17 protein-coding genes are annotated in these 15,355 nt (G+C 63.0%); 7 read left to right on the top strand and 10 right to left on the bottom strand.

Going from position 1 to position 15,355, the window contains the following annotated elements; all coding sequences use genetic code 11:
* Positions 1–22 precede the first annotated feature (22 nt).
* The 5 genes from rsfS to rplU are packed head-to-tail and all read right to left on the bottom strand — an operon-like array spanning position 23 to position 2,715.
* The gene (rsfS, locus tag MRX98_RS10160; protein WP_246906788.1) at positions 23–433 is read right to left on the bottom strand and encodes a ribosome silencing factor; all 411 of its coding nucleotides are present in this window, start codon (positions 431–433) and stop codon (positions 23–25) included.
* Positions 430–1,113: a nicotinate-nucleotide adenylyltransferase gene (gene nadD, locus MRX98_RS10155; protein WP_246906782.1), complete on the bottom strand. Its 684-nt coding sequence runs from the start codon at positions 1,111–1,113 to the stop codon at positions 430–432. The genes rsfS and nadD overlap by 4 nt, the downstream gene beginning before the upstream one ends.
* On the bottom strand, positions 1,100–2,116 hold the full coding sequence (obgE, locus tag MRX98_RS10150; protein WP_246906780.1) for a GTPase ObgE: 1,017 nt from the start codon (positions 2,114–2,116) through the stop codon (positions 1,100–1,102). Before obgE ends, nadD begins: the two co-directional genes overlap by 14 nt.
* On the bottom strand, positions 2,113–2,367 hold the full coding sequence (gene rpmA / locus MRX98_RS10145; protein WP_246906778.1) for a 50S ribosomal protein L27: 255 nt from the start codon (positions 2,365–2,367) through the stop codon (positions 2,113–2,115). The genes obgE and rpmA overlap by 4 nt, the downstream gene beginning before the upstream one ends.
* A 36-nt stretch (positions 2,368–2,403) precedes the next feature.
* On the bottom strand, positions 2,404–2,715 hold the full coding sequence (gene rplU, locus MRX98_RS10140; RefSeq protein ID WP_246906770.1) for a 50S ribosomal protein L21: 312 nt from the start codon (positions 2,713–2,715) through the stop codon (positions 2,404–2,406).
* 188 nt (positions 2,716–2,903) lie between these two features.
* Here rplU and fdhD point away from each other — a divergent pair, with 188 nt between their 5' ends.
* Both fdhD and MRX98_RS10130 read left to right on the top strand, forming a co-directional pair.
* Positions 2,904–3,701: a formate dehydrogenase accessory sulfurtransferase FdhD gene (gene fdhD / locus MRX98_RS10135; protein ID WP_246906767.1), complete on the top strand. Its 798-nt coding sequence runs from the start codon at positions 2,904–2,906 to the stop codon at positions 3,699–3,701.
* A 36-nt stretch (positions 3,702–3,737) separates the two neighbouring features.
* Positions 3,738–4,760, top strand: a complete 1,023-nt coding sequence (locus MRX98_RS10130) for a tRNA dihydrouridine synthase (protein WP_246906765.1) — start codon at positions 3,738–3,740, stop codon at positions 4,758–4,760.
* A gap of 84 nt (positions 4,761–4,844) precedes the next feature.
* On the opposite strand, the gene MRX98_RS10125 is transcribed toward MRX98_RS10130, so the two are convergent.
* From MRX98_RS10125 to MRX98_RS10115, 3 genes are read right to left on the bottom strand one after another with little or no spacing between them, the layout of a single operon-like run.
* Complete coding sequence (locus MRX98_RS10125; RefSeq protein WP_246906763.1) at positions 4,845–6,479, bottom strand: FAD-binding protein; 1,635 nt, start codon at positions 6,477–6,479, stop codon at positions 4,845–4,847.
* Positions 6,476–7,255 carry an electron transfer flavoprotein subunit beta/FixA family protein gene (locus MRX98_RS10120; protein WP_246906761.1) on the bottom strand — a complete coding sequence of 260 codons (780 nt, stop codon included), beginning with the start codon at positions 7,253–7,255 and terminating at the stop codon, positions 6,476–6,478. The genes MRX98_RS10125 and MRX98_RS10120 overlap by 4 nt, the downstream gene beginning before the upstream one ends.
* A 27-nt stretch (positions 7,256–7,282) precedes the next feature.
* On the bottom strand, positions 7,283–8,425 hold the full coding sequence (locus tag MRX98_RS10115; protein WP_246906759.1) for an acyl-CoA dehydrogenase family protein: 1,143 nt from the start codon (positions 8,423–8,425) through the stop codon (positions 7,283–7,285).
* 435 nt (positions 8,426–8,860) lie between these two features.
* Between MRX98_RS10115 and MRX98_RS10110 the strand changes: the two genes are divergently transcribed.
* On the top strand, positions 8,861–10,027 hold the full coding sequence (locus tag MRX98_RS10110; RefSeq protein ID WP_246906750.1) for a hypothetical protein: 1,167 nt from the start codon (positions 8,861–8,863) through the stop codon (positions 10,025–10,027).
* A gap of 24 nt (positions 10,028–10,051) precedes the next feature.
* Here the strand turns inward: MRX98_RS10110 and MRX98_RS10105 are convergent, their stop codons facing one another.
* Positions 10,052–10,432: a response regulator gene (locus tag MRX98_RS10105; protein WP_246906742.1), complete on the bottom strand. Its 381-nt coding sequence runs from the start codon at positions 10,430–10,432 to the stop codon at positions 10,052–10,054.
* Between the two features lie 227 nt (positions 10,433–10,659).
* Positions 10,660–11,085 (bottom strand): YkgJ family cysteine cluster protein, encoded by a 426-nt coding sequence (locus MRX98_RS10100; protein WP_246906740.1) that lies wholly within the window; start codon positions 11,083–11,085, stop codon positions 10,660–10,662.
* Positions 11,086–11,258: 173 nt separating this feature from the next.
* Between MRX98_RS10100 and MRX98_RS10095 the strand changes: the two genes are divergently transcribed.
* The 4 genes from MRX98_RS10095 (at position 11,259) to MRX98_RS10080 (ending at position 15,168) form a co-directional block, all read left to right on the top strand.
* Positions 11,259–11,843 (top strand): thioredoxin domain-containing protein, encoded by a 585-nt coding sequence (locus MRX98_RS10095; protein WP_246906738.1) that lies wholly within the window; start codon positions 11,259–11,261, stop codon positions 11,841–11,843.
* A gap of 115 nt (positions 11,844–11,958) precedes the next feature.
* Positions 11,959–14,022, top strand: a complete 2,064-nt coding sequence (locus tag MRX98_RS10090) for a PAS domain-containing hybrid sensor histidine kinase/response regulator (protein WP_246906729.1) — start codon at positions 11,959–11,961, stop codon at positions 14,020–14,022.
* Positions 14,019–14,330 carry an Hpt domain-containing protein gene (locus MRX98_RS10085; RefSeq protein WP_246906720.1) on the top strand — a complete coding sequence of 104 codons (312 nt, stop codon included), beginning with the start codon at positions 14,019–14,021 and terminating at the stop codon, positions 14,328–14,330. The genes MRX98_RS10090 and MRX98_RS10085 overlap by 4 nt, the downstream gene beginning before the upstream one ends.
* Entirely contained in the window at positions 14,305–15,168 is an 864-nt protein-coding gene (locus MRX98_RS10080) for a hypothetical protein (protein ID WP_246906718.1), read from the top strand. The genes MRX98_RS10085 and MRX98_RS10080 overlap by 26 nt, the downstream gene beginning before the upstream one ends.
* The last annotated feature ends 187 nt before the right edge of the window (positions 15,169–15,355 follow it).

Here is a 15,355-nt window from a genome sequence, read left to right as displayed (position 1 = left end):
CGCTCCATCGGTGGGATTGGTGCTATTCGACGATAATTTCGTCTCCGTCAAAAGAACTGTCGCCGGCGTTGTCCTGCTGCTGCATGCTCGGGGTATAAATGCGCCGGGCATCGGCCCACAACCCTTCCAGGTCGTAAAAACGGCGTGTGGACTCATAAAACACGTGGATGATCACGCTGCCGTAGTCCATCAACACCCAATGGCCTTCCCGTTGCCCCTCCACGCTCAGCGGCTTGATGGCATGATCGCGCAAAAAACGCTGCACATGTTCGGCAATGGCGCTCACCTGGCGATTGGAGCGCGCGCTGCAAATGATGAAGGCGTCGGCGATGCTGGTCAAGCCGCGTACATCAAGGGCCACCACAGCCTCCGCCTTGCGGGCCGTTACGGCCTGCACGTAGATGTCCAGAACGCTGTCCGGATCTGAGTTCATCGGTATAAACCTCGCGTTTGAATATGGTCGGCCACCGCCGGCGGAACCCACTGGTCGATGGCCTTGCCCTGCCGGATCATGGTCCGGATGCGGCTCGAGGAGATATCCACGGGCGTCACCGACACCAGGGTGATCGATTGCTTGGCCGGGTGCACCAACCGCTTCCCATCGTCGGCGAGGGCGTAGTCCGTTGCGATATGGGATTGGACATAGCCTTCGATCTGCCGACACAAGGCCGGCGTCCAGTCGCCGGTGCCCGGCCGGGACATGACGATGAATGCGGTCTCCTCAAACAGGTGATCGCACGCCTTCCAGGTGTCGATCTCCAGAAAGGCATCTATGCCGACGACAAAATAAAGCCGTCCGCCTTCGGGCAGGGCTGCCTTGAAAGCCCGGATGGTGTCGATGCTGTAGGAGGGGCCGGTGCGCCTGAGCTCCGCCTCGCACACCCGCATCCGTGGATGATCCGCGAGGGCCATACGCACCATGGCCAGCCGGTCGTCGGCCGGTGCCAGCTTGCCGTTGCTTTTATGGGGCGGTTGCGCGCTGGGCACGAAATAGATGCGTTCCAGATCGGCACGCCGCAACACATCCCCGGCCGCTTGCAAGTGGCCCCGGTGGATGGGGTTGAAGGTGCCGCCGAAAAGGCCCACACGGCGGCTTTGATCAAGGTTGGTCATCCGCTTCGTCTAACAGGTCCAATCGCTGCCGCAATAGGTGGGTCAACCGCTGCACCCCCTGCCCGGTGGCGGCACTGATGCGCACCACTTCCACCCCCGACAAGGCTCTGCAAAAGGCATCGGCCGACGCCTCGGCTTCGGTGATATCGAGCTTGTTCAATACCACCAACTGGGGTTTGGCCGCAAGAGCGGCACTGTAGCCGGCCAACTCCCGGTTGACGGTGGTGTAGGCCTGCAAGGGATTGCCGGCATCCAGGGCGCCGGCATCGATCAGGTGCACTAGAAAGCGGGTGCGTTCCACGTGGCGCAAGAACCGGGTGCCCAAACCGGCACCGGTGTGAGCGCCCTCGATGAGGCCGGGAATATCGGCCACCACATAGGGCTCTGCGCCGGCCAGGGCCACCACGCCCAAATTGGGCGTCAACGTGGTGAAAGGGTAGTCTGCGATTTTGGGGCGCGCCGAGGAGATGGCGCTGATCAAAGTGGATTTGCCGGCGTTGGGCAGCCCGATGAGGCCCACGTCGGCAATCAGTTTGAGTTCCAGACGCAGGGTGAGCCGCTGTCCCGGCTCGCCCGGTTGCGCGAAGCGGGGAGTGCGGTGGGTGGATGATTTGAAGTGGGTGTTGCCTTGCCCGCCGCGGCCGCCGGCCGCCACCACCGACGTCTGTTCGGCTGTCACCAGATCGTGCAGCAATTCGCCGGTTTCGGCGTCGCGCACCATGGTGCCCACCGGAAGGTCGAGCACCAGATCGGCACCGGCCCGGCCACTCTTCTGGCGGCCTTGGCCCGGTACGCCGTTGGCGGCTTTGTACTCTTTTTTAAAGTGGAGGTGGTACAGGGTTCGCTTGTTGGGGGCGGCCCTCAGAATAACGCTGCCGCCCTTGCCGCCACTGCCGCCATCCGGGCCGCCCTTGGGAACGAAGCGCTCCCGGCGAAAGCTGACGCAACCCGGCCCGCCGTCGCCGGACTGCACGACGATGGTGGCTTCATCAATGAATTTCACGCGGCATAAACACTCACCTTTTTGCCGGTTCGGCCCTTGCGCTCAAAGGTGACCACGCCGTCGATCTTGGCAAAAAGGGTGTAATCCTTGCCCATGCCCACGTTGTTGCCGGGATGGATCCGGGTGCCCAATTGGCGGACAATGATGTTGCCGGCCCGGACCGCTTCCCCGCCGTAGCGCTTGGTGCCCCGGCGCTGGCCCTGGCTGTCGCGACCGTTTTTCGAGCTTCCGCCCGCTTTTTTGTGTGCCATGGTACCTTCTCCTTATATTCTTCACGCCCCGTCGGGCTATGCTTCGATGGTGTCGATCCGGACCGCCGTGAACAGTTGACGATGACCCTGCTTGCGGCGATAGCGCTTGCGGCGCTTGAACTTGAACACGATGATCTTTTTGCCTTTGCCTTGTTCGACAATCCGGCCCTTGACGGAGGCGCCTTCCACCAGCGGTTGGCCGACGCGCACATTATCGCCGTCGCCCAGCATCAACACTTGGTCGAAGGCTACTTCGGCGCCGACATCACCGGCCAGTTTCTCCACCCGCAGGATCTCTCCCGCCTCCACTCTATATTGTTTGCCCCCTGTCGCAACCACAGCGTACATTGTCAACCTCCCTGAAAATCAATGACCTGCCTTGAAAATCGCAGACTATTAACTTTTTACCTTATTTTGTCAAGCCAAAAAAAGTCCGATGTGGACAAACTTTATGGTTATGATCTATAAGCAGGCACTTGCATCGGTACCGACGCTGCGGCGTCGGCCGGCACATAGACCCACATCGGACGAACCGCATGAGCACCACGTCTTATACCATCACCCGGTGGAAAGCGCACCACCGCAGCGACGCCACCCTGGACCTGATCAACGAAGAGCCCTTGTCGATCCGCATCCAAGGCAAACCCTATGCCGTGGTCCTGCGCACACCGGGCGACGACCTGGCCCATACCGCCGGCTTCTGCCTCGCCGAGGGGCTGGTCGACCAGCCCGGCGACATCGTCCAACTGGCCGCCTGCGACGGCCCGGACACCAATGTGGTGACGGTGACCTTGACGCCCGAGCGGCAACGGTGCGTGGCCGCGCATCTGGACCGGCGCGGCTACATCAGCCAGACCGGCTGCGGACTTTGCGGCAAAACCCTGATCGACGAACTGTTCCAGGCCTTGACGCCGCTGGACGATCCCATTGCCATCCGGCCGGCCGACGCCCGCTGGCACCTGGACCACCTGGACCAGTTGCAGCCCTTGCGCCGCGCCAGCCGCGCCGCCCACGCCGCCGCCCTGCTGGACGCGGACTTGCGACCGCTGGCGGTGGCCGAAGACGTGGGCCGGCACAACGCCCTGGACAAGGTGGTGGGTCGGCTCTTTCTGGACGGTCGGCTGGACCAGGCCAAGGTGGTGGTGCTCTCTTCGCGGATCAGCTACGAGTTGGTGCAAAAATCGGCCCGCGCCCGCATCCCCATCGTGTTGGCCCTCTCCCGCCCGACCCGGCTGGCGGTGGAGCTGGCCGCCCGCTTGAACATCACCCTGGCCGGTCCCGCCAAGCCCGAGGGGATGCTTTTTTACTGCCATCCCGAGCGGTTTGCGGATTGATTCCCGGCTGTTCGCCGCAGCACGGATGCCGCCGCAATGGAACCGACCCTCGCCCAATTGATCCATCGCCCCCTGGCCATCGGCCGCCGGACCATCCCCGGCCGGTTGGTGCTGGCGCCCATGACCTTGCTGGGCCATGTCGCCTTTCGCCACTTGCTCGACGAACTGGGGGGCTGCGGCCTGATGTTTTCGGAGATGTGCGGCGCGGCGAGGGTGCCCCATGAGAACCGTCACATATCTGCCTGCTTCCGCTGGCGGGATGCGGAAACCGACCGCTTAAGCATCCAACTGTTGGGCGGCGACCCGCTCAAAATGGCGGCCGCCGCCCGCCGCATCGCCGCCGAGGGGCTCTTCGGCGTGGACATCAACCTGGGCTGCGCCGTCAAGGCCGTTTGCAAATACAACCAGGGCGCGGCCCTGCTGCGCAATCCCGCGGCCGCCACCGATCTGGTGGCCCGGGTGCGCCGGGCGGTCGATTGTCCGCTGACGGTCAAGTTCCGCACCGGCTGGTCGGACGATCCCCGTGTGCCCGTGGATCTGGCCCGCCGCCTGGAAGACGCCGGTGCCGACGCCCTCACCTTTCATCCACGGGTGGCGCCCGATGTGCGCACCCGGCCGGCCCGCTGGGAGCACATCGCCCGTGTCAAGGCGGCGGTGGCCATTCCGGTGTTCGGCAACGGGGATGTGTTCGACGCTGCGGATTGCCTGCGCATGCTGCGCACCACCGACTGCGACGGCGTTGCCCTGGGCCGCATCGCCATCGCCCGGCCGTGGGTGTTCGCTCATTGGGGCGGCGGACCGGCGCCGGTGCCGACGATTCACCTGGACTGCGCCCGACGCCTGCTCGACCTGTGCTTCCACTATTTCGACCCGGTCACGGCCATGCGCCGTTTCAAACGCTACAGCGCCTATCTGGCCGCCAACTTCGCCTATGGCAATACCCTTTACAACCGGATTCGCAATGCGCCGGACCTGCAGGCGATCGATGGGGTCTTGACCGCTTTTTTTCAGGAACCCCCGCAACTGTTGCAAAGGCCCAACCTGAATTTGATGCTTTGACGCATGGGCGCTTGAGGCGATTGCGGCGGCGATGAGCGATCGCTTGCCGCCTTGCCGAGCGTCCGAAGGGTTTCCGCCGGCGCGTCAAACCGTATAGAGCACCACCAGACAGCGGGTCGGTTCGTTGGAAAGACTTTTGAGTTTGTGGGGCACGTCGGAATTGAAATGGATCGACTCACCGGGTTTGAGTTTATGGCTCTTGGATCCCAACGTCAACTGCAGATCCCCCTCCATCACGAAGATGAACTCTTCGCCCTCGTGCTTATAGGCCACCGGTTTGTGATCGTGCTGCGCCTCGATGGTGATCATGAAGGCGCGCAAGTGGCTGCTGGCCGCCTCGGGTGTAAGCGTGGTGTAGCTGTAGGCCTGGGTGCGTTGATGGTAGGCCTGGGCGCGGCGGTCACGGATGGCGGCGCGGGTCTCCTTGCGTAAAAAGGTGCCCGGATCCACGCCCATGGCCTGGGCCATGCCGAGGATGAAGCTCACCGGCGGCGCGAGCTGGTCGTTTTCCACCTTGTGAATGAATTCCGGGGTCTGTGCCGTGGACCGGGCCAGCTCTTCCACCGGCCACTGGCGGGCCTCGCGCAGTTGCCGCACCAGGGCACCGAAGCCGCCGGGCGGTTCCTGCGCGCCGGTTGCATCCTCGATGGCGCAGGCGGCGTCCGCCAGTCGGCGCATGGTTGACTGCTTGGCACGCTGGTTGAGCAGGGGCAGCAAGGTCTTGGCATCGGCCACGATACCGATGTCGGCCACCTGAAAGATGGGTGCGGACGGATCCCGATTGATGGCCACGATGGTTTCGGCGGCCATGATGCCGGCGGTGTACTGAATGGCGCCGGAGGTCCCGGCGGAGATGAGCAATTTGGGCCGCACGCTTTTGCCGGTCTGGCCGATCAGCCGCTCCTCTGCCACCCAATGGTAGAGTACCGGCGGGCGCGTGGCACCCACTTCGCCGCCCAGGGCCGCGGCCAGCTCGCGCACCAGGCCGAACCCTTGCATGTCCCCCAGGCCGGCGCCCCCCACCACGACGGTGTGGGCATCTTCCAGGCGGCGTGCCGCCGCCGGCTCCAGGACCCGGCGAACCAGGCGCAATCCCCTGGCATCCGTCACCGGTTGCACGGCGATGGTTTCGATATGTCCCGGGTGGTCCGCTTGTTCGGCCGGCGCCGCCGCGCCATGGGGCTGGACGGTGACAAAAGCGGTGGACCATCCTTCGGCCAGGGCGATATCGGCCACGACTTGTCCGCCCCAGGCCGGGCAACGCCCCACGAACCCCTCGTTTTGGACGGTCAGTTCGGCGCAGTCGGCGATCATGCCCGCACGACACTGCTGGGCACCGATGGCGGCCAACTCGCGCCCGAAATCGTTCAAGGGCAGCAAGATGAGCCACGGTCGGCGGTCGGCGACCCATCGGGCCAACACTTCGGCATACAGATCGCTGCGGGGGACCGCCAGCTCACCCGCCGACAAACAGTAAACGGTGCGCGCGCCGGCGGCGACAGCCTGGCGGGCGGCTTCCGCAACGGACACGCAAGCCGACAGATCCATGGCAGGGTCATCGGCGGCCGGCGGATCGTCCCCGGCGCCGATCAGCACCATGGCCACCGCGGCATCGGCTTCCCGGGCCAAGGCCAGGGCCTTGCCCATCACCTTGCGGCTGTCCTCCCAACGGCGCGCGGTGCGCAGATCACCGTAAACCCAGATCTCACCCGTTGTCATGATCCCATCACCCCCATGCGCTCCAGATGGTCGACCAAGGCCGCCACCTGCTGCGGCGGTTCGCCTTCCAGCATGCGGCAGGTGCGGTCGCGCACCACCTTCTGCAGGCGTGCCACCCGGGTGGGCGAACCGTTCAACCCCACCTGGTCCGCCGTCAGTGCCAGCCGGTCCAGCCCCCAGTGTTCCACGGCCGGGCAAGCATAGGCCTCGGCAATGCCCGGCAGGGAAATGGCGCGGGGTTTGAACGCCATGGGATGAATGGTCACCACCACCGGCGCAGGCGCCTGCCAGACCTCTTCCCAATCGTCCATCAGCCGCTGCAATTCCCAACCCTGCTCCCCACGCGCGATGCGGTTCACCCCACCCACAAAGGGACGTTGCAAAACGGCGGCGGTCTGGGGTCCCACCTGGCCCGTGTCGCTGTCCGAACTGCGGGTGCCGAAAAAGAGCAGGTCCCAGGGACCGATGGCATCGATGGCTGTCGCCAGTACCCGGGCGGTGACCAGGGTGTCGGATCCGGCCAAGGCCGTGTCGCTGATCAGTACCGCCCGATCGGCCCCCATGGCCAGGGCTTCGGCCAAGGCTTCGGCGCCCACCGGCGGTCCCATGGTGAGCACGGTGACGGTGCCGCCCTGGTCGGCCTTGAGCTGCAAGGCGGCCTCCAGGGCCGGGCGATCGAAAGGGTTCAGCTCGCTGTTGTCCGGGGTCCGGCGCCCGACGCCGTCGGCAGCGGCCCGCACCACCGATTTGATGCACACAATGCTATGAATGGACATGGGCAATCCCTGCTGTCTCAATCGTTGTCAACCCAACACCTCCCGGGCGATCACGGTGCGATGGACCTCCGAGGTGCCTTCGTAAATGCGCGTCACACGGGCATCCCGATAAAAGCGTTCCACCGCGTACGCCTTGGAATAGCCGTATCCGCCGTGGATCTGCACCGCCAGGTCGGTGACCGTGCCGGCGGCCTCGGCGGCGAACAGCTTGGCCTGGGCCGCGGCCCGGCTGACCGGTGCGCCCTGGTCCTTGGTCCAGGCGGCGCGATACACCATCATGCGGGCGGCATCCACCTGGGTGGCCATGTCGGCAATCATCATCTGGATGGCCTGGTGGCGTGCCAGGGGCACGCCGAACTGTTGGCGCTGCCGGGCATAGAGCACCCCTTCCTCCAGCGCGGCCTGGGCAATCCCCAGGGCCTGGGCGGCGATGCCGATGCGGCCGGTGTCCAAGGCCGCCAAACCGATGGCCAACCCCTGCCCGGCCTTGCCCAACAGGTGGTCCCGGGGCACGCGGCTGTCATAAAGCCGGATGGAAGAGACCGGGTTGGCCCGCATGCCGCACAGATCTTCCAGATCGCCCACCACGAATCCGGGGGTGCCGCGCTCGGCCACGATCACGCTGATCCCCTTGCGACCGGCGGCCGGATCGGTACGCGCGAAGATCAGGCAGATGTCGGCGATGCCGCCGTTGGTCACGAACACCTTGTTGGCATTGACCACCCAGTGATCCCCGTCGGGCAAGGCGGTGGCCGTGATGCCGGCGGCGTCCGAGCCGGCGTTGGGTTCGGTGAGGCAAAAGGCGCCGATCCGTTCGCCCCGCGCCAAAAGCGGCGCCCAGCGCCGGTGCTGCTCGGCCGAACCGAAGGCCAGGATGGGAAAGAGGGCCACGCTGTTGTGCACGCTCAAACAGAGGCCGATGGCGGCACTGACCCGCGACACCTCCTCGATGATGATGGCGTAGCTGAGGGTGTCCAGCCCGGCGCCCCCCAGTTCCGGGGGCGCCTGAATGCCGAAATAGCCCAACCGGCCCATCTGCTCGGCCACCTCCCAGGGAAAGCGGGCCTCCTGATCGATCTCGGCGGCGATGGGCCGCAACTCCTGTTCACAAAAAGCGCGCACGGAGCGGCGCAACACACGGTGTTTGGCATCGATAAAAGGTTCGGTCATGGGAGCCTTTCCATGCAAACCGATAGAAGGGGTTCAAGGTAAAAAGCAGTTACCTTATCCTTTAAAAACAGGGTTGTAAACCCTTTGTTTGCCGGCGCGCAACTAATGATTCAGTACGCTCCGGATCCAAATCGAAATCGGGACCGGGATCGAAAACAAACACGCCGCCTTGCCCCATTCCCCGGCCTATTCCCCGGCCTATTAATCGATCATCGCGGCCACCGGTGTCAAAAAGCCGACGGACCGATGCGCCCAAAGACATCCTCCAGCTGACGACGCGCCCGCCCACAGGACCCGGCGAAGCCTTTGACGAGCGTTCATGATGAACCCACACAGGCCCAAAGCCAAAATGGCGCAAAACTTGCTGTTGCACCTGTAGGGTTGCCGCCGTTTGGTAAGGGCTGCCCACATCGCCGTTTCCAGGAGGTGCAACGCATGTTTCCACGGTTTACCCGAGGCGCCGTTGGGGCCTTGATGCTCGGTTGGTGTTACGTCCTACCCGCGGGCGCTTCACTCAACCAACCCGCCGATACGGAAACCTATGCCGACCTGTTGGTACATTTGGACAGCCGGCGCTTGGAGGCGCCGCTGCTGCTGCTGGCCGACCAGGCCGATGCCTTCGATCCCCGGCAACACCAGGAAAACGTCGGCCACCTCAACCAGAATCAGGCGTTGCTGCAACAGATTCGCGACCGTTTGCCGGGCGACAATCTGCACTGGAAATTGGCCGGCGCTTCCCGCCGCCTGCTGGCCGTACCCGAGCAACGGCCTTCCTTGGCGGCATTGTTCGAACGCTATTGCCGCCAAGCCGTGGACCACACCTTGGCCCGCACCCGGCTGCCCGATCCCTATCGCGCCATCACCACCCTGGACCAGCCGGTGGCCTTGGCGTCGGAGAACGTCGCGTCCGGCGGTGTTGCCGCCTACCTGGTGCACAAACTGGCCGACGAGTATTCGGAAGAGTTTCACTTTTTCAATCCGGAGATCGACGGGGACGCGCTCAAAATAACCCTGCGCAGGCAGGTCTTTTCCGGAAAAATCGGCTCTTACACCTCCCGCGTCATCCTGGGCGAGGACGGCCGTTACCAATGGCTGCACGAGCCCTACACCCTATGGCAAAACAACGCCCAAGACCCGCTCAATGTGCTGGTCGCGCCGGTGGAAGAGACGTTGCACATCTTGTTGCGGCCGGCCACCGCCCAAGCCATCGATACACGGCTGGCGTTGCAACCGCCCCAATCCCTGGACGATCTGCAGCAGGTGGTGGACGAATGGATGGCGGTGGAAGAGGCCGTGGTGGGAGGGCTGGTGGCCCGTTTAATGCCTGAAATCTTCGAGCGCTTGCTGGCCAGGCCCCTGGATGGGGAATTGGCCCGGTCCCTTGCAAACCGCTCGGCGCATGCCCAATACCGCTACCTACAGGAGGGCATTCGGGTGGTGGCGCGCTTGGGCCTTTTGCCGACGGTGGCCCTGTATCAAGCCCGGCCCCTGGGGTTCAAGGGGCTGCTCTCCCTGGACGGGGAGGCGAACGCAGCAACGGCTCCCTCGCCGGTGCCCCTGCTGCTGGAGGGACCCATCGGCGACCGGGAGCCGTCATCCTGAAAGCGGCGACCGGGCTGCGCCGGCTTAATCTTTGGGTTTCAACTTGAGGATGGCCTTGGCCCGGTCGAGCAGCTGGTCCCCTTTGAACGGCTTGACCACATAGTCGCGCACGCCCATTTTGACGATCTTCATGACATTCTCTTTGCCCGATTCGGCGGTCAGCATGATCACCGGGATATCTTTGAGATCTTTCTCGGCCTTGAGTTTGGACAGCATCTCGATGCCGGTCATCACCGGCATGGTGATGTCCAGGATGATGAGATCCGGTTTTTCCTTGTTGGCGATGGCCAGCCCCTCAACGCCGTTTTCTCCTTCGAAAAGCTCACAATTATAAGGCGAAAACGCCTTTTTAACGATCATGCGAATCGTTTTGCTGTCGTCCACTGTCAAAATCTTGTAGGCCATACCGTTCCTCCTGCAATGGTTCAATCGCTTCAAGCGCCAAGTACGAGCCGGACCGGGAGTGGTCATGCACCGCGGGGCCAAGCGGCAACCCCCGTGACCCATACTGTTTAACGGCCTTTTCGCGAAATTCTTTAGGATTTTCTGCAGACCGGCGAACGAAAGGCGCCGGCGCTCATCCCGGCAGCGCCATCCGGTGCCCGGATCAGGGTCACCTCGGGTCGCGAGCCCTAAATCGTCATGGTGGCCCCGGCCAGTGCCAGAATGGCTTCACGGGAGTGGCGGGGTCCTTGGCCGATGCCGGGGCATTCGCGTTGCACTTCGCGCCAGCGGGCTTCGGAACGCAGGTTGCGGAACCAGAAGGGAAAGGCCCGGCACTGTAGTGGCCGCGCCTCATAGATGGTGCACCCGGCCTCGAAGAAGAGGCAGCGGCCGCGTTTGTCTTCGCGGATGCTGTAGCTGTCCTGGAAAGAATACAAATAGGTATGAATCAGGTCTGGCACCGTGACCCCCAGACAGGTCGCAATGGGTGCAAGCTCCGCCGGCGCCACATAGATGGTGCCCGGCGCGCCGGTGCAGCAGGCCCCGCAGCGCCGGCATGCAAAACGAAGCCCCTGGTCGAAAAAGTAGGCGCGGGCCGCTAAATCGGCAACCATGGCAAAATCTCCCTTGACGGGCCGCAAGCAATCGATATTGATACCGCCGACCCCGATGCCGGATCGGCACAGGTGTTTTGTTTTGTATAACAAAGTGTTTACAATAACGATATAAGGATTATCGTGCCGTCGTCAGATGAGGCGGAACGCTTAACAGCAACGGGATGGCGTCTATGTCCGAAAAGAGGATTGTCTGCCGACAGTGCGGTGCCCAAAACCGCATTCCCATTGAAAAACCCCTTGCGAACGCCAAGTGCGGGCGCTGCCATGCCCCCCTTCAGGACTCGGCGCAGCAGCCGCAAAAAATCACCTTGCGATGCGGGAAATGCCATACCAAAAACCGCCTGCCGGTGGACAAGATCGCCGGCGGCGCCAAGTGCGGCCGCTGCAGCGCCCCGATCCGCCACACCGACCTGTTTCACGGCCGGCCTGTGTTGGTCACCGGTGCCAACTTCGAACAGACCGTGCACCGATCCCCCCTACCGGTTTTGCTGTATGCCTGGGCTCCCTGGTGCAGTGTGTGCGGCGGCACGGGCCCCATGGTGGATCAACTGGCCATGGAAACCAAGGGCAAGGTGCGGATCGGTAAAATCAACATCGACGCCAACCAGGCATTGGCGGACAAGTTCCATATCTTGAGCGTGCCGGCCTTTTTGATCTTCGACGCGGGACAACTCAAAGCCCATTTGCCCGGCGCCGTTCCCAAACATGAGCTGCTGCTGAAACTGGCGCCCCACACCTATGGCGACCCGTCCTGATGGCAGCCGCGTTGCCGGTCGCTGCGCGTGCCCCCTGTCGGCCGCGTCCTGGGCTAAAGTGAGGCGCGCAATCAACCGATAAACAGTTGAATCGGCAACACCCGAGCGGAGCCCAATGTCGCAGAAAGCCACCATCATCGAACTGGTCAAGCGTGTGCAGGCCCTGGAAAGCGAGCAGGCCAAGACGCGCAGCACCCAGAAAGCCCTTCGCGAAAGCGAAGAGCGGTTTCGCCTGATCTCCGAAACGATCCACTTCGGGGTCTTCGACCTGGATGGTCAAGGCAGTTGCGCCTATACCAATACCCGCTATCAACAAATTTTCGGCCTCAGTCTGGTGCAAAGCCTGACCACCCACTGGTATGACCATGTGGTGCCCGCGGACAAGGCCGCCATTCTCGCCCAGTGGCGCAACACCTTTCAACAGCTCAAAACCTTTTCCGCCGATTGCCGCATCATCGCCGGCGACCAGCGTCCGCGCTGGGTGCATGTGCATGCATCGCCGGTATTTTCAGACAAAGGCGCCCGCTACACCGGCACCGTGGAGGACATCACCGAGCGCAAACAGGCCGAACAAGAGCTGCAGCTGGCCAAGGAGACGGCGGAACGGGCCAGTCTGGCCAAAAGCCAATTCCTGGCCAACATCAGCCATGAAATCCGTACCCCCATGAACGGCATCATCGGCTTTACCGAACTGCTGCTGGAAACCGCGCAGGATCCGGTCCAAGCCGATTACACCCAGACCATCAAGCGCAGCAGCGAGGCCCTGTTGTCGTTGATCAACGACATCCTCGACTTTTCCAAAATTGAGGCCGGCGAATTGGAGATGGAGGCCATTGACTTCGATCCCGAGCTGCTGGTCTATGACGTTTGTGAACTGGTGCGCCCAAAAATCGGTGATCGACCCGTTGAACTGGTATGCCACATCGCCGACAATGTGCCGGCCCGGGTCAAGGGCGATCCGCTGCGGTTCCGCCAAGTGATCACCAATCTGTTGGGCAACGCCCCCAAGTTCACCCGCGAAGGAGAGATCGCCATCTCCCTGAACGTGGCGGAAGAGAGCGCCGACCGGATCAAACTGCACACCACCATCCGGGATACGGGCATCGGCATTCCGGCCGACAAGCTGGAGGCCATCTTCGAGCCGTTCCAACAGGCGGACGGTTCCACCTCGCGCAAATACGGCGGCACGGGATTGGGCTTGTCCATCTGCAAACAGATCGCCACTTTGATGGACGGCCGCACCTGGGTCGAGAGCGAACCGGGCAAGGGCAGCACCTTCCATTTCGAAGCCTGGATGCAAAAAAGCGCTCCCACGCCGGAAGCCCGTGTTCTACCGGCCAGTGTCGCCGGCAAGCGCGCCCTGGTGGTGGATGATCATGCCGGCACGCGCCAGGCGCTGCATCAAATGCTGGTCGGCGCCGGGATGCGCGTCGAGGAGCAGGACGGCGGTCGCGATGTGGCGGCGCTTTTGCGAAAGGCTGCGGCGGATGGCAGACCGGTGGATCTTTGCTTGATCGACCTGCAAATGCCGGATATGGATGGCTACCGGGTGGCCGAACAGATCCGTGCCGCACTGCCCACAACACCGTGCCTGATCGCCCTCTCGTCGGCCTTGGAGCGGGACGCCAACAAGTGCGCCGCCGCCGGATTTCAGGGGTTCCAGGCCAAGCCGGTACGCCGCGAAAAGCTGCTGCAAATGGTCGGTCATTTGCTGGGCCAAGCACCCGTGAACGACCCTGGCGCCACGACCCGGACCAGAATGCACACGCAATATTCAGTGCGCGAGGCGATGAAGCAGTCGGTGCGCATTTTGTTGGCCGAGGACAACCCGGTGAATCAAAAACTGGCGGTCATGATGCTCGGCAAGGCGGGATACCAAGTGGATGTCGCCGACGACGGCAAATCGGCCGTTGACCGTTTCAGCAAGGCACCGAATCAATACGATTTGATTTTCATGGATGTGCAAATGCCGGAGATGGATGGCATGGAGGCGGCCCGTGTATTGCGCGCGCGCGGCTTCTCGCAGGTACCCATCGTGGCCATGACGGCCCATGCCATGCGCGGTGACAAAGAGGCGTGCCTGGCGGCCGGCATGAACGATTATATCACCAAACCGATCAAGCGGGAGCGGGTGTTCGAGATGATCACCAAATATGTAATGGACAGGAGCAGGCAATGAACATCAAGGCGTTGGCCGACGGCCTGGGGTTGGAGGAAGATGAGTTTCTGGAACTTTTGGCCCTCTTCAACGAAACCGGGCAAGCGGACATGGATCGCTTGCAGGCCGCACTGGCCGACGGCGACGCGCAAGAGGTGATGCGCCGCGCCCACACCCTCAAGGGGGCATCGGGCAACCTCGGTTTGACCGATATCAGCGCCTTGTCCCATGTCATCGAGCAGCATGCCGACAAAGATCAGTTCGCAGCCGCGCAGCGGGTCTTCGAAGACCTGAAGCGACTTTTTGCAACCCTGCTACCCCATTCCTAGTTTGACCACCGCCCCCTCCATAAGCCGATCGCTGCTGGGCTGGCTGCGCCGGCAGTTGCAGTACCACATACGTTTGGATGCCCCCCTGGTGGCCCAGATGGAAACCACCTTCGGCACCAGTGACGTGCAACAACTCCAGGCCGCTGCGGACGACAGCGAAACGGCTGCTTTCCTCTGCCTGTTGTTTTCCCCCGACATGCGCACCCAAACCGCTTATGAAGACCGATGGGGCGACCAGCGGTTCGCCCCGGCTACGGTGGACGGGTTAATCGCGGCGCTGACACAAACGCCCATCGAGGCTGTCGTGGCGGTCGACACCAGGGCGGTCCCCCTGCGATTGACAGTGCCCCACGATGCCCTGGAGGGGTTCGTGCGCCGCCTGCGCATCGACTGGCAACCGCCGGTGGCCCTGGCGCACGTCCTGCAACGCTTGAAACGGGATCCGGCCCATCTGCCCACCCGGGCAGGGCTCCGGCACGCCCGCCTGCAATGGCATGCCAAGCAGGTGAATCTGCTCGACCGCCTGTTGACCGGCGTCGACCCCGCGGAGAAGGATTTCGAGACCCTTTTCACCTTCTTGCTGTCCCTGCTCTCGCAATTGGCGCCGGACGAGGATCCCTTCGTCTTTTTGATGGCGCAAAAGCGGTTCTATTTCCAGTGTCTGGGCAAAGCCGCGGCTTTCGAGCGTCGGCACAGCGCCGGCAACATGGAAATCCTGATGCTGCAGGGCGCACGGGCCTCTTATGGTTCCGTAGATCACTGGCGCCGGTGCATGGCACGCATCGACCGCCTCGCCATTGCCCTGTTCGGCCACACCGAGGCTATTTCGCAGGGCTAGGGCGCGTGCAAAATTGAACCGAATCGATTTCGATCCCGAGGCTGGTTCAGCCCGCTTCCAATCTTAGGGCTCGCGAAAAAATAAACTCGCATTTTAGGCGCCCTGATTTGGGTCGGAGGGGTTCGAACCGCACGGTCGGCACCCCTTTCCGGAGGACACTATTTACAAACCGCTCGAATTTCAATAA

This window comes from Desulfatitalea alkaliphila (genome assembly GCF_022968795.1).
Lineage (GTDB): Bacteria > Desulfobacterota > Desulfobacteria > Desulfobacterales > Desulfosarcinaceae > Desulfatitalea > Desulfatitalea alkaliphila.
This window is presented reverse-complemented; position numbering and strand designations above follow the sequence as displayed.